The organism is Cloacibacterium normanense, from assembly GCF_002943105.1.
Lineage (GTDB): Bacteria > Bacteroidota > Bacteroidia > Flavobacteriales > Weeksellaceae > Cloacibacterium.
Window position 1 is genome coordinate 169,180 of sequence record NZ_PTPZ01000001.1, and the last position, 16,641, is coordinate 185,820.

Annotated in this window: 17 protein-coding genes; 2 read left to right on the forward strand and 15 right to left on the reverse strand. The window is 32.8% G+C overall.

Features of this window, described 5'->3' with window-relative positions:
- Window positions 1-53: 53 nt before the first annotated feature.
- Together obgE and C3729_RS00750 are read left to right on the forward strand one after the other, a co-directional pair.
- Window positions 54-1,037 (forward strand): GTPase ObgE, encoded by a 984-nt coding sequence (obgE, locus tag C3729_RS00745; RefSeq protein WP_104792388.1) that lies wholly within the window; start codon window positions 54-56, stop codon window positions 1,035-1,037.
- Between the two features lie 196 nt (window positions 1,038-1,233).
- Window positions 1,234-2,484: a DEAD/DEAH box helicase gene (locus tag C3729_RS00750; protein ID WP_104792389.1), complete on the forward strand. Its 1,251-nt coding sequence runs from the start codon at window positions 1,234-1,236 to the stop codon at window positions 2,482-2,484.
- Between the two features lie 92 nt (window positions 2,485-2,576).
- Here C3729_RS00750 and C3729_RS00755 read toward each other — a convergent pair whose 3' ends face one another.
- The 15 genes from C3729_RS00755 to C3729_RS00825 form a co-directional block, all read right to left on the reverse strand.
- Complete coding sequence (locus C3729_RS00755; protein WP_104792390.1) at window positions 2,577-3,341, reverse strand: TatD family hydrolase; 765 nt, start codon at window positions 3,339-3,341, stop codon at window positions 2,577-2,579.
- The gene (locus tag C3729_RS00760) at window positions 3,334-3,870 is read right to left on the reverse strand and encodes a GNAT family N-acetyltransferase (protein ID WP_104792391.1); all 537 of its coding nucleotides are present in this window, start codon (window positions 3,868-3,870) and stop codon (window positions 3,334-3,336) included. The genes C3729_RS00755 and C3729_RS00760 overlap by 8 nt, the downstream gene beginning before the upstream one ends.
- Entirely contained in the window at window positions 3,867-4,823 is a 957-nt protein-coding gene (locus C3729_RS00765) for a GSCFA domain-containing protein (protein WP_104792392.1), read from the reverse strand. The genes C3729_RS00760 and C3729_RS00765 overlap by 4 nt, the downstream gene beginning before the upstream one ends.
- A gap of 1 nt (window position 4,824) precedes the next feature.
- Window positions 4,825-5,796, reverse strand: a complete 972-nt coding sequence (locus tag C3729_RS00770; protein ID WP_104792393.1) for a polyprenyl synthetase family protein — start codon at window positions 5,794-5,796, stop codon at window positions 4,825-4,827.
- Window positions 5,797-5,897: 101 nt separating this feature from the next.
- Window positions 5,898-7,040, reverse strand: a complete 1,143-nt coding sequence (locus tag C3729_RS00775; RefSeq protein ID WP_104792394.1) for an inorganic phosphate transporter — start codon at window positions 7,038-7,040, stop codon at window positions 5,898-5,900.
- Window positions 7,041-7,074: 34 nt separating this feature from the next.
- A complete protein-coding gene (locus C3729_RS00780) occupies window positions 7,075-7,713 on the reverse strand; it encodes a DUF47 domain-containing protein (RefSeq protein WP_104792395.1) in 639 nt (212 codons plus the stop codon).
- 89 nt (window positions 7,714-7,802) lie between these two features.
- Entirely contained in the window at window positions 7,803-8,525 is a 723-nt protein-coding gene (locus tag C3729_RS00785) for a DUF2490 domain-containing protein (protein ID WP_185117719.1), read from the reverse strand.
- A 185-nt stretch (window positions 8,526-8,710) separates the two neighbouring features.
- Complete coding sequence (locus tag C3729_RS00790; RefSeq protein WP_069797631.1) at window positions 8,711-10,423, reverse strand: DEAD/DEAH box helicase; 1,713 nt, start codon at window positions 10,421-10,423, stop codon at window positions 8,711-8,713.
- Window positions 10,424-10,511: 88 nt separating this feature from the next.
- Window positions 10,512-10,886: a DUF1304 domain-containing protein gene (locus C3729_RS00795; protein WP_104792397.1), complete on the reverse strand. Its 375-nt coding sequence runs from the start codon at window positions 10,884-10,886 to the stop codon at window positions 10,512-10,514.
- Window positions 10,887-10,934: 48 nt separating this feature from the next.
- Window positions 10,935-11,381 carry a hypothetical protein gene (locus C3729_RS00800; RefSeq protein WP_104792398.1) on the reverse strand — a complete coding sequence of 149 codons (447 nt, stop codon included), beginning with the start codon at window positions 11,379-11,381 and terminating at the stop codon, window positions 10,935-10,937.
- Window positions 11,382-11,411: 30 nt separating this feature from the next.
- Window positions 11,412-12,284: a hypothetical protein gene (locus C3729_RS00805; RefSeq protein WP_104792399.1), complete on the reverse strand. Its 873-nt coding sequence runs from the start codon at window positions 12,282-12,284 to the stop codon at window positions 11,412-11,414.
- An 86-nt stretch (window positions 12,285-12,370) separates the two neighbouring features.
- The gene (locus C3729_RS00810) at window positions 12,371-13,687 is read right to left on the reverse strand and encodes an ABC transporter permease (RefSeq protein ID WP_104792779.1); all 1,317 of its coding nucleotides are present in this window, start codon (window positions 13,685-13,687) and stop codon (window positions 12,371-12,373) included.
- A gap of 63 nt (window positions 13,688-13,750) precedes the next feature.
- Window positions 13,751-14,680, reverse strand: a complete 930-nt coding sequence (locus C3729_RS00815) for an ABC transporter ATP-binding protein (RefSeq protein ID WP_104792400.1) — start codon at window positions 14,678-14,680, stop codon at window positions 13,751-13,753.
- A 270-nt stretch (window positions 14,681-14,950) separates the two neighbouring features.
- On the reverse strand, window positions 14,951-15,949 hold the full coding sequence (locus C3729_RS00820) for an isoaspartyl peptidase/L-asparaginase family protein (RefSeq protein ID WP_104792401.1): 999 nt from the start codon (window positions 15,947-15,949) through the stop codon (window positions 14,951-14,953).
- Between the two features lie 56 nt (window positions 15,950-16,005).
- Window positions 16,006-16,605, reverse strand: a complete 600-nt coding sequence (locus tag C3729_RS00825; protein WP_133159925.1) for a hypothetical protein — start codon at window positions 16,603-16,605, stop codon at window positions 16,006-16,008.
- Between the last annotated feature and the right edge of the window lie 36 nt (window positions 16,606-16,641).

Consider the following 16,641-nt stretch of genomic DNA (forward strand, 5'->3'; position numbering starts at 1 on the left):
GTTACGAGGTAATTCCGTAAAAACTCGAAACTCGAACCTCGTATCTCTCAACTATGTCAAATTTTGTAGATTACGTAAAAATACATTGTAAATCAGGTCACGGTGGTGCTGGTTCTGCGCATCTTCGTAGAGAAAAATATATTCCCAAAGGTGGACCAGATGGTGGCGATGGAGGAAGAGGAGGGCATGTTATTATGAGAGGAAATGCTCAAGAATGGACATTGCTTCCGCTTCGTTATACGCGTCATGTAAAGGCAGAACGCGGCGAAAATGGTGGTAAAAACCAATTGACTGGAGCTTATGGAGCAGATGTTTACATTAATGTTCCTATTGGTACCATTGCCAAAAATGAAGAAGGCGAGATTATTGGTGAAATAATGGAAGATGGTCAAGAAATCATCATCATGAAAGGAGGAATGGGGGGTCTTGGAAACGAGCATTTCAAATCTTCTACCAATCAAACTCCGCGCTATGCACAACCAGGAATGCCTGGAGAAGAAGGTTATGTGGTTTTTGAACTCAAAATTTTAGCAGATGTAGGATTAGTTGGTTTTCCAAATGCTGGGAAATCTACACTTTTAGCTGCTGTTTCTGCGGCAAAACCAAAAATCGCAGATTACGCTTTTACTACATTGACTCCCAATTTAGGAATTGTAGAATACAGAAATTTCAAGTCTTTTGTAATGGCAGATATTCCCGGAATTATTGAAGGAGCTGCAGAAGGAAAAGGCCTTGGTCATAGATTTTTAAGACATATTGAGAGAAACTCTATCTTGCTTTTTATGATTCCTGCAGATTCTGAAGATCATTACAAAGAATATCAAATTCTACACAAAGAATTAGAAGAATATAATCCAGAATTAATAGATAAAGACATCATTGTTTCTATTTCTAAATCAGATTTGCTAGATGATGAATTGAAAAAAGAAATCACCGCAGAGTTTCCAGAAAATCTGAAACCGCTTTTCTTTTCAGGAGTTACGCAAGAAGGTTTGGTAGAACTGAAAGATGTAATCTGGAAAAAATTACACGGATAAAAAAAAAGAAAGCGTTCATTTTTGAACGCTTTTTTCATTTATTTCTAAAAGACTATCTTTGTCCCATTATTCGCGGCATTCTTTAGCCAAAGTAGAAAATACTTTTTCAAATATCTGTAAATATTTCACAGATTTTTTGAGCAAAAAATGTTGAAGTAAAATACTTCGCCCGCACACATTTTTAAAATTTAAACATTTGTTATTTACAGATTTACAATTGATTAAGCCTATCCTTGATGCGCTTACCCAAGAAGGTTATGAAAAACCAACACCTATTCAATCACAAGCGATTCCACATTTATTAGAAGGCAAAGACTTACTAGGAACTGCTCAAACAGGAACCGGAAAAACCGCAGCATTTGCTATTCCTATTTTGCAAAATCTTTATCATAAAAACACCAAAAACCATCAAATTAAGGCTTTAATTCTTACGCCAACCAGAGAATTAGCGATTCAAATTGAAGAAAGTTTCAAAGCTTACGGAAGACATTTGCCGCTGAAAACTTTGGTGATATTCGGAGGTGTAAAACAAGGCGCTCAAGAACAAGCTCTGAAAAAAGGGGTTGATATTTTGGTAGCCACTCCAGGAAGATTGCTCGATTTTATCAATCAAGGTATTATTTCGCTTAAAAATTTAGAAATTTTTGTTTTGGATGAAGCAGATAGAATGCTCGATATGGGTTTTGTTCACGATGTGAAAAGAGTAGTAAAGTTACTTCCACCGAAAAGACAAACTTTGTTTTTCTCAGCGACTTTTCCTAAAGAAATTCAAGAATTGGCGAATTCTATGCTCAGAAATCCTGTAAAAGTAGAAGTGGCTCCCGTTTCTTCAACTGCAGATACCATTAATCAATCGATTTATTTTGTAGAAAAAGACGACAAATTAGATTTGTTGACACACATTCTTCAAGACGAAAAGTTAGACCAAGTATTGGTTTTTGCCAGAACAAAACACGGTTCTGATAAAATTGCTAGAAAACTTCATAAAGATAATATTTCAGCGGAAGCGATTCACGGGAATAAATCTCAAAATGCCAGACAAACCGCTTTAAGTAATTTCAAAAACAAGAAAACAAGAGTTTTGGTGGCGACTGATATTGCAGCAAGAGGAATTGACATTGACGACTTAAAATATGTGATTAATTTCGAGCTTTCAGACGTTTCTGAAACCTATGTTCACCGAATTGGTAGAACAGGAAGAGCGGGAGCAGAAGGAACTTCTATTTCGTTTGTAGATGGTCTTGATTTAGTGAATTTAAGAAACACCGAAAAACTGATTGGTAAGAAAATTCCAGTGGTGAAAGATCATCCTTTTCATCCTGAAAAATTAGTTGAACAAAAAAGAGATTCAAACAATAAACCTTTTGTTCCTAAACCAAAACCTCAGAAAAAAGAAGACATTAACTTTAAAAAACCCAAAAAGAAGGTTTTTTATAGAAAGAAATAAATTAAAAATGCCACGAATGCACTAATCTTTTATGCATTCGTATTGTTTTAATTTTATAGAGTAGAAAAAATATTTGTGCATTTGTGGCAAAATCATTTGGCGAAAATTCGATGTGCATTTTCAGTTGTAATTTTATCAATTTCTGCAAAGTCTTTATTGTAAATATTGACGAGTTTTCCAACGACCAAATCCAGGTAAGAACTTTCATTTCTTTTTCCACGATGCGGAACTGGTGCCAAATAAGGCGAATCTGTTTCCAGAACAATTTTTTCTAAAGGAATTTCATGTAAAAATTGGTCGATTTTACCATTTTTAAAGGTAATAACTCCACCAATTCCAAGAAGGAAATTCAAATCTATCGCTCGTTTTGCTTGTTCTAAATTTCCAGAAAAACAATGGAAAATACCTCTTAATTTCGGGTGTTTTTTACGTTCTAAAACCTCGAAGGTTTCATCAAAACTTTCTCTGGTATGAATAATAATTGGTAAATCTCTTTCAATTGCCCAATCTATCTGTTTTTCAAAAGCTTTTATCTGAATGTCAAGCGTAGTTTTGTCCCAGTACAAATCAATTCCGATTTCACCAATCGCAGGAAATGGTCTCTTGTTCAAATAATTTTCTACAATTTCTAATTCTTTTTCCCACGTTTCTGGTTTTACATAACAAGGATGCAATCCCATCATTGAGAAAATTTGATTGGGAAATTCTGCTTCTAATTGAAGCATTTTTTCGTGTGATTCTGAATCAATGGCAGGTAAATAAAATTCGGTAACGCCCTTATTAATGGCGCGATGAATCATTTCTGTTCTGTCTTCATCAAATTCTTCTGAATATAAGTGTGTATGTGTGTCAATCATAATTGAGTTCAGAGTTTTTTTTAAGTTTCAGTTTCATCAGCAAATCAGTCTGTACATCTTTTCCGAGAACAAAGTCATGTTTTCCGAAGATTTCAAAATCATTTTTTTCATAAAAACGAATGGCTCTATGGTTTTCTTCCCAAACACCAAGCCAAACATATTCTAAATTCTTTTCTCTCCCGATTTCTATGGCTTTATCAAAGAGAATTTGTCCGATTTTTTGACCTAAAAATGCTTTTAAAACATAAATTCTTTCAATTTCGAAGTGGTTTTCTTCTAATTTTTCGGTTTGAGCATCTTTGAAATTCAGTTTAAAGTAACCCAAAATCTCACCATTATTTTCAGCGAAATAAAACTCAGAATTTACATTTTCGAGTTCAGTTTTTAGCTTTTCAATGCTCAGATTTTCAAGGAGATATTTTTGCATGTCTTCTTCTGTATTCACTTCTTCAAAGGTTTCCTTGAAGGTTTGAATACTGAGATTTCTAAGCGTTTCTAATTCGTTGATATTGAGTTTTCTGATTTTCATTCTATAAAAATCTTATGTTTTACTTTCTGTTGTTGAAGGGCTATTTTTTCTTTTAATTTTTCTAAAAATTCCAAATATTTTGGAGATTTTTCATCATTAGGACGGTGTTCTAGGGCTGCTTTTATTTTGTAGTTTTCGGTAATGAAATATTTTACTTCTTCTGAAAAATAAGCATTCCCGAATTTTTCCCAAATGTACTGAATCGCTTGTTGATTAGGATGAATTAAGTCTTCTTTGTAAAATCTGTAATCACGCAAATCGTCCATCATGATTTCGTAAATCGGTAAATAATGACAGTTTTCGAAATGGGGAAGTGTTTCATGAAGCGCACAAATCAGCTTAGATTTACTCAATTGATTTTCGGTCATTCCATCTTTGGCATGACGAACTGGTGAAACTGTAAATAGAATTTGAACGTCATTTTCGCAAATATCTTTTAGATTTTCTATGGTTTCTGTGATGGAATTTTTCAATTCCTCATCTGTTAAAAGTCTTTTGTGAAAGAACTTTTGCGGAATTTTATGACAGTTCGCCACCAATTGTTTTTTAGGTAAAAATTCGTAGATAAATGAAGTTCCGTAGGTGATAATCACCCAATTGGTTTTTTGTAGAAATTGGTTTCCCGTTTCTATGTTTTGATTGATTCTTTCTAGGGTTTTATGTGCATAAAAACTGTTGAAAGAAGTGTGGTGGTTCAGCGAAATGTACTCTTGATTATAGAGAATTAAATCTTCTTCTTTGTACTTTTTGCAATCGTGTAGATTTTGGATGGCAATATTCAACGAAAATGGGTTGAAAATCGTTCCAAAAGGATTGCAAAGTGTCTGCATTTGTCCGTTTTTGAGCAGTTGAGACATTTCAGCAGCAAAGCAAGAACCGACAGAAAAAATGCTGTCGGTTAAAAGGATTTTCTTTTCAGAAATAGGAATATGGACTTCTGTTCTGAATTTCATTTTAAGAGTTTCTTCTCAATAAATAATTAGCCAATTCCATGAAAGGTTTTTTCTTTTCTTCTGGTGCGTCTATTTGTTTTAAGAAATCGTGACCTATTTCGTTGTGTTTTTGAATTAGTCTAAGTACTTTTTCGTCTACTTTATTTCTTCTAAAAATTTTCTCTACGCTGTAGATTTTGTCTACATTTTCAGTTTTTTTAGAATACCAAAAATCGAGTTCTTTTTTCTCTGCTTCATTGGCATGTTCCATCGCAAGGAGATAAAGCACGGTTTTTTTGTTTTCATAAATATCACCAGCGTGTTTTTTACCAAACTGTTCTACATTCCCAAAAACATCTAAATAATCATCCATAATTTGGAACGCAATACCAATGTGTTTTCCGAAATTATAAAGAAGTTCTGCATCTTCTTTTTTGGCACCAGCAATGAGTGCTCCAATTTGGAATGAAGCGGCACTTAGAACTCCTGTTTTGTTGGTAATCATTTCTATGTAATCATCATAGGTTACGTTTTCCATGGTTTCGAAGTTCACATCCATTTGTTGACCTTCACAAAGAACTGCACCTGTTTCAGAGAAAATTTTAATACATTCTTTGAAAAGTTTTGGTTCTAAATCTTCAAAAAATTGGTAAGCTTTTATCAGTAATGCATCGCCAGAAAGTATGCCGATATTAATTCCGTGCAAAGTATGAATGGTAGGTTTTCCTCTTCTGAGTGGTGCTTCATCCATAATGTCATCATGAATGAGTGTAAAATTATGGAAAAATTCTATGGCAAGAGCGGGTTTCATTGCTTTTTCTATTTCTCCACCAAAAAGTTCATTAGCCATAAGAACCATGATGGGTCTTAATCTTTTTCCGCCATGAGAAATGATGTAATTCATGGGTTCGTAAAGTTCGGTTGGCTTATTTTTGAAGGAGTGTTTTTCAATTGCTTTGGCAACTATTTCTTGATATCTGTCTATGAATTCCATACATGTTAATTTTTACAAAAATACAATTCTTAAGGTTTAAAAAAAAGAAAAACTACTTGTAAAGACAAGTAGTTTCAATATTATTTAAAAAATATTATTTTTTATAAAGCGATTACACCAAGATAGCATAATGCTGCAATAACTGCACTAATAGGAATAGTAATTACCCATGCCCAAAGTAAACTGATGGTAACTCCCCATCTTACTGCAGAAACTCTTTTGGTAAGTCCTACACCAATAATAGAACCTGTAATGGTGTGTGTAGTAGATACAGGAATACCAAGGTGATCGGTAAGGAATAAGGTAATAGCACCAGCTGTTTCAGCACTTACACCTTCTAATGGTGTAACTTTAGTAATTCTAGTACCCATGGTTTTTACAATTTTCCAACCACCACTCATTGTTCCTAAACCGATGGCTAAGAATGATACGAATGGTACCCAGATATAATCTGTGGTGAAGTGATTAAAACGATCAGCACTTTCCATAGTGGCATATACGTCTGTACCACCAATCATATTTACGTGGTAATAAATAACAGCAGCACCTATGATTCCCATTACTTTTTGAGCGTCATTTAATCCGTGACCTAAACTGAAAAGTGCAGAAGAAAACAACTGCCATTTTTTAAATTGTTGATCAGCTTTGTGAGGATTAGATTTCTTAGAAAAATACACAATGATTAAAGTAATGATTACCGAAACAATCATCCCAATAATTGGTGCTAAGAAGATGAATAAAAAGATAGGAATTACCTTTTCATATTTAACCACATTCTGTGTAAAAAGCTCCGAAAAAGCAAGTTTTAATTTTTCAATAATGGTAAAATCTGGATGAACTAGAGCTACTGCATTATAGTCTAAAACTAAAGCATGCATAAGAGCAGCACCTAAGAAACCACCAATAAGTGTGTGTGATGATGATGAAGGAATACCAAACCACCAGGTTAATAAATTCCAAGCGATAGCCGCAATCAATCCTGAAAAAATTACTTCTAAGGTAATGTAATTTTCATTTACTGTTTTGGCGATGGTATTACCGATTTTAAATTCTCCGATGACGTATGCTGCAAAGAAAAAAGCAACAAAATTCCAAAGTGCAGCCCATAATACTGCCTGAAACGGCGAAAGTACTTTAGTAGAAACTATGGTTGCAATAGAATTCGCGGCATCGTGGAAACCGTTGATAAAATCAAAAATTAATGCAAGTGCAATAATAATGATTAATAGTAAGGGAAAATCCATTCTCTATAAATTTTTAAGGTTAATGAAAATAGATTTATGCGTATTTAATAACAATGCTTTCAATGGTATTGGCTACGTCTTCCGCTTTATCAGTTACGATTTCTAGATATTCTAAAACTGATTTTACTTTAATGATTTTGATAGGGTCATTGCTTTCAAAAACATCTACAATTCCTTGGCTTAGCACATCATCTGCAATGTTTTCAAAAGAATTAATTTTGATGCAAGATTCTTTAACTTCTTTAGGATTCGCAAACTCTTTTAAGTTTTTAATCGCGTTTTGAATTTCTACACAAGATTTGTAAATCAATAAAGAAAGCTCTGAATATTGTTTTACTTCTGGACTCTTGTATAAATAGATGTATTTAGCTGAAGCAAATAAATAATCTGCGATGTCATCTAAACCAGCTGCAAGATAATTAATATCTTCTCTGTCAAAAGGAGTGATGAAGTTTTCACCTAATTGCACAAAAATTTCGTGAGTAAGGTCATCCATTTGATGTTCGTAATCACTCATTTTTTTTAACAAAGTATCATCATTGATGTCAAAATCTGTAATTCCTTCGTGAAATTCTTTTGACATGTCTATCAATTTTTCTGCTACTTGTTCAAACAATACAAAGAAAATTTTGTCTTTTGGTTGAAATGCTCTGAAAATGTTTCCAATTCCCATTGTTTTATATTTAATTATAATTTGTTACAAATTTCTGAAAAAAATGTGGTGCGAAGGTTATAGTTTTGTTAAGTTTTATTAACATTAACTTAATCTGCTACGTTGTAAGGTTCGTGTTCCCCGAGTTTAGCTCTGTCTAAGGTGAAATTAAATGCCAAATACAAGAAATGTAAGCTTCTAAGGTTAGGATTAAGTTCTCTTTGCCACATATAACCTAGATTGGTAGAAACGCTTGAGTTAAATACATATCCTACACCTCCGAAAATTCTATTTCTCTTAAATAAATCTCCATTTGGACCAATGAAAAGTTCGTCAAAAGCATTCGCAAAAATGGTTTTTGGAGCCATTTTATCACTGTTAAGAGGCAACGTTAGAGTAGTTCTGAATCTGTATCTTTCATCATTGGTATTTACGTCTGTAATTGCGTTATGAAAGAAACGTTTTTCGAGACGTATTCTATTGTCAATCTTTAATTTATCCACATTAATGGAATATGTGTGTTGTAACCAAATTCTGAATTCTTCATTGGCAATTCTGCTTTCTTTGTAGGTTGCATATCTTCCTAAACCCACAAAAAATTGGTTGCTTTTATTAAGATTATAACCTATTCCTCCTTTGATTTCGTAATAATCGGGTTTGCTAAAATCTTCTATCGAACGTTCTTGTAATTCTAAGTAAGCATTCCATTTTGGATTATGTTTGTAATTGAGTGAAACTACAGCAAAACCAGAAAGATGTTCTGAACTATTGGTTTGAGATTTTGCGAAAATAGCAAAAGTAAAAATGAAGATAATGCAAAATTTGCGTATCATTAGAATGCTTTTTTTGAGTCTTGCGAAGCTAATCATAATAAAGAAAATTAATGTTACGGTAATGTTAAATTAACATATAAAATAAATGTTTACCATAATTTTAAAAATTTTATCTCTATACAAATGTACACAAAATAAAAAAACGCTACCGAAAAAGTAGCGTTTTTATGTTAAGTCAGAAAAAATTAGTTGGCCACTTCGGCGCGCATATCTTTTCCTTTAAATTTCTGTGTTTGTAAACCTTTTAGAACTTCGTCTTTAAAAGATTTTTCAACTTCGAAGAATGAGAATTTTTCTAGAATTTCTATATCACCGATGTCTGCACGTTTCTTAGACTTAGCCGTAGCTTTATTGATGATTTCTAGCATGTCCATTTTCTTTAGATTATCTCTTTTACCAAGGTTAAAGAAAAATCTGGTCATGTTTTCGTTTCTGCGTTTTGGTTTTCCGCCTCTTTCTCTTCCTCCGTCTCTGTCCGAACGTCTTTCGCTTCTATCTCCTCTGTCTCTGTCTCTTCCTCTTCCTCTATCACGGTCACGATCTCTTCTGCTGCCTCTGTCATCTCTGTCATTAGATAATTTTTGGTCTGCCAAATCTTGTTTGTCTTTATAGAAAAGCGCTAAATCTCTTAGCTGAAGTTGAAGCAACTGGTGAACCAATTCTTCTTTAGAGAATGCAGATAAATCAGGGATAAGGCTGTCGTCAAAAGTGAAAAGCTCTTCGTGTTCTGTAAACAGTTTTTCGAAAACACCTTCTACTTGAGCTTTGATGATTTCTTCACCTGTTGGAATTTTTTTCTCTACAATTTCAATTTTTGTAGAAAGTTTGATTTGTTTTAGTTTTCTAGATTCTTCAGGTTTAATTAAAGACATAGAAATACCATCTTTACCAGCTCTACCAGTTCTACCACTTCTATGTACGAAAACTTCTGGATCATCTGGAAGCGAGTAGTGGATTACGTGCGTAAGAGAATTTACATCAAGTCCTCTCGCTGCTACGTCTGTTGCAACCAAAATGTCAATGTTTTTCAAACGGAATTTTTTCATTACCGTATCTCTCTGTGCTTGAGATAAATCACCGTGAAGTGCATCTGCTGCATAAGCATTTTGCATTAAGAAATCTGCAACTTCCTGAGTTTCCATTCTTGTTCTACAGAAAATAATAGAATACTGATTAGGATTGGCATCCAATAATCTTTTTAGGGCTTCTTTTTTCTGTCTGTAACCTACCACATAATATTCGTGCTTAATGTTTTTCTTAACTTCGTTAATAGAACCTACAGAAATTCTGTGTGGATTGGTCAAATAATTTTTGGTAATACGTTCTACCTCTTTGCTCATCGTAGCAGAGAAAAGTAACGTTTGTTTTTCAGAAGGAGTTTCGTTTAAAATAGTTTCCAAATCATCTTTGAAACCCATAGAAAGCATTTCATCAGCTTCGTCTAAAACGAGCCAATGGATTTCTGAAAAATCTAAAGCTTTTCTACCAATTAAATCAATTACACGTCCTGGAGTTCCTACAATAATCTGTGGTTTCTCACGAAGTGAACGAATTTGGTCTGTAATACTGCTTCCTCCATAAACTGCGGTAGTTTTTAGGTTAGGAAGGTACTTTGTATAGTTTTTAATGTCTTTGGTAATCTGAAGGCAAAGTTCACGAGTAGGGCAAAGCACTAATAACTGGATTTTACGACTTGCGTCGTCTATCATATCCAGAATCGGAAGCGAAAATGCTGCTGTTTTGCCTGTTCCTGTTGCCGCAAGTGCGATGAGATCGCGAGTATCCGAAAGGATAAAAGGAATAGTCTGTTTCTGGATTTCTGTCGGCTGTTCGTAGCCGAGTTCGCCAATTGCCTTCAATAAATCAGGACTTAAATTGGATTCCGTAAATAAATTCATTTAAAGATCGTCTATAATAATTAAGCGGCAAAGATAGTGATTTTATTTTTAATAAAAAATTGCGTAAAAAAATCAATAATTAATAAAATCAAATTTTGCTACTTATAAGTACAAAAGTCAAAGCCAAAATCGCTGGTAATGCTTGTACAAAAAATATTTTTCTAGAAGCAGAAAGTGCACCATAAATTCCCGCCACAATTATACAGCCCAAAAAGAACAGTTGAATATTTTTTTGCCATTCTGCATTTTCTATAAAAAAGCTCCAAATTAAACCTGCTGCCAAAAAACCATTATACAAGCCTTGATTGGCGGCTAATTTTTTGGTAGGTTTAAAGAGTTCATTTGGCAAAGAACCTTTGAAAGTTTTCTTACCCAAAGTTTCCCAAGCAAACATCTCCATATATAAAATATAAAGATGTTCTAGGGCTACTAATGCGACTAAAATGGTTGAGAAGATTTGCATGATGAATTAAAATTAATTGTAATTGATTTTGATGTAAAGTGATTAAAACTAAATCTTGTTGAATTCAAGTTCTATTTTATTTTTCTCTATTATTACATCTGAATATTTGGTGATAATTTTCTTTTTTTTCCAGAAGGGATAAAATAAAATACTAGATTTACCAATATTAACAGTTTTTCCATTTGAATAAATAATTTCTGTAATTTCTTTATAAATATAATCTCCTTTTATATGTAATGTCGTTTTAATTTGATTAGTCAATAAATCAAATACTCTAATTATACCATTTTCCAAATTATTGTAATCTTCACTATAATGGCTGTGGTTTAGTCCAAAACCAACAGTTAATTCATCTTTATTCATGGACAACCAAAAATTTGAATCTTTCAACTCCAAAAATTTTGTTTCATGTCCTTGAGAAAAAATTACTCTTTCGCCAAGTTTTTCTTTCAGCAAGTTATAAATGTCTTCAAATTTTTTTTCGTGAGTTTTCATTTGACAATAATATTAGCTCATAAATTTAAGCTAAGTATTTTTTAAATTTTGCTTACTTTTTTTGATTTTTAAATCTTTTCTAATTTTAGAATTGTGTATTAAACCTGGTAATCCTATGCTTTTACGATTTTTATTTACTTGTATTGAGTCAATGATTTCAACACCATTAAATCCATAGATAGTTTTGTTTTGTTTTTCTACAAATAATAAATTATAGTCTATCATCATTGCGTAATCTCTCGGAGCACACTCACCTGATTTGACATATTCAAGTAATTTTTTTTCAAAATATGGATATTTATCACTTTCAATCATATGAGTAAGAAACGTTGGCATAGGAAACCAACCAATTTTATCACTAGAAGGGAAGCCATAATTTTCAAATGTCCATATTAATAATCTGGCGTTTTTATCTACATTTTTTTTGACTAATTTTAAATTAGTTGGTCTTTCTTCTTGATCTCTTTTTAAAGCTATTTTAAAAGAGTCAATTAGAGTTTTATTTAAATTTTTGTTCCAATTTTTAATCACATTATTTACGTCAGAGCTATCAACTTTATATTTTTCTAATAAATGGATGATCTTTTTGTCATTTTTCTTTGTTTCCCAATTGTAACCATTTAATTTAACTAATTTTAGTAAGCTTTTCTTTCCACCAAAGTTTTTGTTGTAATAATCAGATAATATGATAAAATTTTCAAATTCATTAAGTCTATCATCATTTTTGGGTTCAAATTTTTTAAATACTTTTCTATATTTTTTTAATGATTTAATGGTATCATTTTCAAAGCGCATAATACTATCCGCAATTAAAACTTTATTATAATAAACTATGTAATTTGTTTTTTGGTTTTTACAAGAAATTAAAAGAATTAATAAAATGAATGTGAGAAAGCTTTTCATGATTAGTTTTTTTGCTAATTTAACAAAAAAATCGTCACATCACTGCAACGATTTTATAATTTATAATTCATAACTCATCACTGAGTTTAGCTTGTTCTAATCCATTTCCAAAGCTCTTTAAAAGTCGCTTTGTTGCCGTACATTAAAATTCCTACTCTGTAAATTTTGGCAGCCAAATACACCATTCCTAGCGTAGAAATCACCAATAAGAAAATAGAAAGTGCAATTTGCCAAACAGGAACGCCAAAAGGAATTCTCGCAATCATCGCCACTGGTGAAGTAAGCGGAATAATAGATAACCAAAACGCCATCGGTCCTTCTGGATTATTGATTAGCCCAAAACTTCCGTACATTCCCAGCATCAATGGTAAAATGCCAATCATGGTAAATTGTTGGGTTTCGGTTTCATTGTCTACGGCAGAACCTATCGCTGCATACATAGAACTGTAAAAAATGTAGCCCAATAAAAAGAAAACAATGAATACAAAAATGATTATTCCGAAATTCATGTCCAAAAGAGAATGAGAAATTTCTGCGAAAACGCTTTGAATATCTAATTTATCCAACGGAATTTCTTCTTGCTGAGTAAGATTTCCAGAAATTTTAGAAAAGCCTTGGTTAAAGAAAATAGCGCCCAAAATGGTCATGGTAATCCAAATCGCAAATTGGGTTAAAGCGACCAATGTTACGCCTAGAATTTTGCCCATCATGAGTTCAAAAGGTTTTACAGAAGAGATGATGATTTCTACCACTCTGTTGTTTTTTTCCTCTAAAACACTGCGCATTACACGAACTCCGTAAATAATGATGAACATAAAAGTCACGTACATTAATCCCATACTCAAACCAGATTTTACCCCAAAAGCAAGTGTGCTGTCTTGTTTGTTATTGTCCACCACATTTTTGGTGTTGATTTCGAAGTTTTTATCAATATTTTCGATTTGAGCTTCTGTAAGTCCCAGATTTTTTATTTTTTCTTTCTTAATCACTTCAGACATCGAAAAAGCGATGTTTTGCTTCACATCAAAACCAATATTTTTATTGACCAAAAGTTGGGTCTTTTTTTGTAAATTTTCAAAATTTTGGTCTTGCAATTTGGGAATAATAAGCAGTCCATCTACATTGTCTACCATTTCTGGAAGCGTAGTGGTCAAAGCTTGTTCTGTAGATTCTGGCAGATAAATAAACTTCACATCTTTTGGCGTTTTCATGTTTTGTTGAAACACACCACTTTTATCGATGACATTAAAAGTGTATTCGGTTTCATTCGCTTTGAGCATAAAAGCAATTAAAGCACCGAATCCTATCAATAGAATTGGGGCTAAAAGCGTGAGAATGATAAAAGATTTCTTTTTAACCTGTGTTAAAAATTCTCTTTTGGTTATGATGAAGATATTTTTCATTTTGTTGCTTTCGGCTTTCTGCAATATGCATTCTGCCTTATATTTTTTGTGAAAAATTAATAATTATAAACTGCTGATTGCTGATTGCGGAGAGCTTACTGCTGTAATAAATACTTCATTCATGCTCGGAATTTTTTCGTCAAAACTTCTTATTTTTCCAGCTTTCATTAAATCATTGAGCAGAAGATTTTGGTCTTCATTGTAGTTTAAGTCAAAAGAAATTAAACCATGTTGGTCATGAATATTGACCAGTTGATACTGATTTTTCAGCGTTTCTAAATTTTCGGAATTTACATCAGACAAAACCACGTTGAATAGATTTTGCTTGAATTTTTCTCTTACTTCAAAGACTTTTCCGTCTAAAATTTTTCTAGATTTATTGATGAGAGCCACACTATCACAAAGTTCTTCTACACTTTCCATGCGGTGAGTAGAGAGAATGATGGTGGTTCCTTGTTCTTTCAGTTGAAGAATTTGGTCTTTTACTAAATTCGCATTCACCGGGTCAAATCCAGAAAATGGCTCATCGAGAATCAATAATTTAGGTTGATGCAATACAGTTACCACAAACTGAATTTTCTGCGCCATTCCTTTAGAAAGTTCAGAAAGTTTTTTGTTCCACCATTGGTCAATTTCTAAACGGTCAAACCAATATTTCGCCTGAGATAGCGCATCTTGTTTTTTCATTCCTTTGAGCGCTCCGAAATAGAGAATTTGGTCTCCAACAGTCATGTTTTTGTACAATCCTCTTTCTTCAGGCATGTAACCGATGTCTTTAATATGATGAGGATTAAGTTTTTCTCCATTAATGAAAACTTCGCCAGAATCTGCTTGTGTAATTTGGTTAATAATTCTGATGAAAGTGGTTTTTCCTGCTCCATTTGGACCAAGAAGTCCATAAACAGAAGCTTTTGGAACTTGAATGCTGAAATATTGCAATGCAATTTTTTTTCCAGCACTATATGTTTTGGTAACGTGATTTGCTTGTAGCATTATAGTTTAAATTCTAAAGAATTAGTTGCGAAATTACGGAATTGTTACGAGATAAAAGAAGATTTAAGAGCAATACTAATAATACAATTATTTGTTTCATATGCTCTGTCGTTCCTACGGAACTTTATTTGTTTTGTCTGAATTTTACTACAAACGTTTCGTTCCTACGGAACTCACTTTTTTAAATTTTAAAAAAATTAAATCACTTTAATGAAAAATACTGAAAATTTAAATCTTCCATCATCCGACATTCACCATTCACGATCTAACTTATTTATAAATCTCCACTTCTATTTCTCCATCTTCTGTAATGGCACCTCTGTACATTCCAGAAGTATTAAATGGCATAGCGATATTTCCGTTTTTGTCTAGCGCAATTAAACCACCATCACCGCCCATTTTTTCGATTTCGTCTATGGTTTCTTGAGCTGCGGTTTTCACATCTTTATTCAAATATTGAATTTTTGCTGCGATGGTTCTTGCTGCAGTAGAACGAATGAAAAATTCGCCCCATCCTGTTGCAGAAATTCCTACATTTTCATCAGCATAAGTTCCTGCACCAATAATCGGTGCGTCGCCAATTCTTCCATATTTTTTGTTGGTCATTCCGCCAGTAGAAGTTCCTGCTGCCAAATTCCCGAATTGGTCAAGAGCAACACAACCTACGGTTCCAAATTTCTGGTCAATGATGAAATAATCAGGTTTTGAATTTTCTGCTTTTGGATTTTTAAATTTTTCTAATTCTTTTGCTTTTTGAAGGGATTTCCAACGGTTTTCTGTCCAGAAATATTTAGGATTTACGATTTCTAAACCTTGTAATTTAGCAAATTGTTCCGCACCGTTACCAGAAAGCATCACGTGTTCTGATTTTTCCATTACAGCAATCGCTACTTTTATAGGATTTTTGATGGTGTGAACTCCTGCGATGGAACCTGCTTTTTTATCCTTTCCATTCATAATAGCGGCATCGAGTTCATTCTTTCCATCATGCGTGAAAACCGCTCCTTTTCCAGCGTTAAACAATGGAGAATCTTCCATTACTACGATGGCTGCTTCTACCGCTTCCACGGAAGTTTTACCGTTTTTAATTTCTGCATAAGCTTTTTGAAGCGCTTCGGTGAGTTTTTCTAAATATTCTTCTTCTAACTCGGGAGACATTTTTTCTCTGATGATGGTTCCTGCACCACCGTGAATAACGACTACGTATTTTTTTTGAGCCATTAGAAATAATGAAAAGAACAGCCCGAAGAGTAACGCTAATTTTTTCATGTTGAGAGATAATTTCGTGTGGCTCAAATTTAGAAAAAATTAAGCACTATTTTTGATTAATCAGCATTTTTAAATAGACTGTATTGAAATAATTCTTGGTCTACTTTTTTCTTCCAAGCTTCTTGTTTGGGATTTTTTTGGAAGAGAATTTTTTGCCCAATTTTAATGTAATAATCTTGATTGTCTGCGTCAAATTGGTTGGATGCTTTTTCTTTCATTACATTCCAATTCAGAATTTTCTTTCGGTAAATAGAAATATTAGTTATGTTTTTTTGTTGGAGACTTTCTACGGATTTTCTCATTTTTCGAGCATATAATTCGGTGAGGTCAAAATGAATTTGCTCGTGTTGTAAAACATAATCATTTTTGAGAAGCATCCAAGATTCATTAGGGTCAAAATACGTTTTAATAGAAAATTCAGGTACCGAATTTTTATTTCTTTGAAATGATGAATATTCTATTCTAATGGCACTTATTGCTCCTAAAAATTGCTGTTGATTTACTTTTATCGTGTCATTATTTTCCGCCCTAAAATCTTGGATTTTCAACTTTTTATTTTCTTGCCAAAGAATAAAATCATCTTTCACAAAAGAAAAACTCATGAGTGAAATAAAGCCAATGAAAAAGAATATATTTTTGAGGATTTGGTTTTTCATACTGTTTATTAAACAATTTTTTTGCCAAAATAGTAT

What these genes read in the sequence shown, in the direction of transcription:
- obgE (WP_104792388.1), top strand. Translation starts at nt 54, where the DNA reads ATGTCAAATTTTGTAGATTACGTAAAAATACATTGTAAATCAGGTCAC.
- C3729_RS00755 (WP_104792390.1), bottom strand. Translation starts at nt 3,341, where the DNA reads ATGATTGACACACATACACACTTATATTCAGAAGAATTTGATGAAGAC.
- C3729_RS00760 (WP_104792391.1), bottom strand. Translation starts at nt 3,870, where the DNA reads ATGAAAATCAGAAAACTCAATATCAACGAATTAGAAACGCTTAGAAAT.
- C3729_RS00765 (WP_104792392.1), bottom strand. Translation starts at nt 4,823, where the DNA reads ATGAAATTCAGAACAGAAGTCCATATTCCTATTTCTGAAAAGAAAATC.
- C3729_RS00770 (WP_104792393.1), bottom strand. Translation starts at nt 5,796, where the DNA reads ATGGAATTCATAGACAGATATCAAGAAATAGTTGCCAAAGCAATTGAA.
- C3729_RS00775 (WP_104792394.1), bottom strand. Translation starts at nt 7,040, where the DNA reads ATGGATTTTCCCTTACTATTAATCATTATTATTGCACTTGCATTAATT.
- C3729_RS00780 (WP_104792395.1), bottom strand. Translation starts at nt 7,713, where the DNA reads ATGGGAATTGGAAACATTTTCAGAGCATTTCAACCAAAAGACAAAATT.
- C3729_RS00785 (WP_185117719.1), bottom strand. Translation starts at nt 8,525, where the DNA reads ATGATACGCAAATTTTGCATTATCTTCATTTTTACTTTTGCTATTTTC.
- C3729_RS00790 (WP_069797631.1), bottom strand. Translation starts at nt 10,423, where the DNA reads ATGAATTTATTTACGGAATCCAATTTAAGTCCTGATTTATTGAAGGCA.
- C3729_RS00795 (WP_104792397.1), bottom strand. Translation starts at nt 10,886, where the DNA reads ATGCAAATCTTCTCAACCATTTTAGTCGCATTAGTAGCCCTAGAACAT.
- C3729_RS00800 (WP_104792398.1), bottom strand. Translation starts at nt 11,381, where the DNA reads ATGAAAACTCACGAAAAAAAATTTGAAGACATTTATAACTTGCTGAAA.
- C3729_RS00805 (WP_104792399.1), bottom strand. Translation starts at nt 12,284, where the DNA reads ATGAAAAGCTTTCTCACATTCATTTTATTAATTCTTTTAATTTCTTGT.
- C3729_RS00810 (WP_104792779.1), bottom strand. Translation starts at nt 13,687, where the DNA reads ATGAAAAATATCTTCATCATAACCAAAAGAGAATTTTTAACACAGGTT.
- C3729_RS00815 (WP_104792400.1), bottom strand. Translation starts at nt 14,680, where the DNA reads ATGCTACAAGCAAATCACGTTACCAAAACATATAGTGCTGGAAAAAAA.
- C3729_RS00820 (WP_104792401.1), bottom strand. Translation starts at nt 15,949, where the DNA reads ATGAAAAAATTAGCGTTACTCTTCGGGCTGTTCTTTTCATTATTTCTA.
- C3729_RS00825 (WP_133159925.1), bottom strand. Translation starts at nt 16,605, where the DNA reads ATGAAAAACCAAATCCTCAAAAATATATTCTTTTTCATTGGCTTTATT.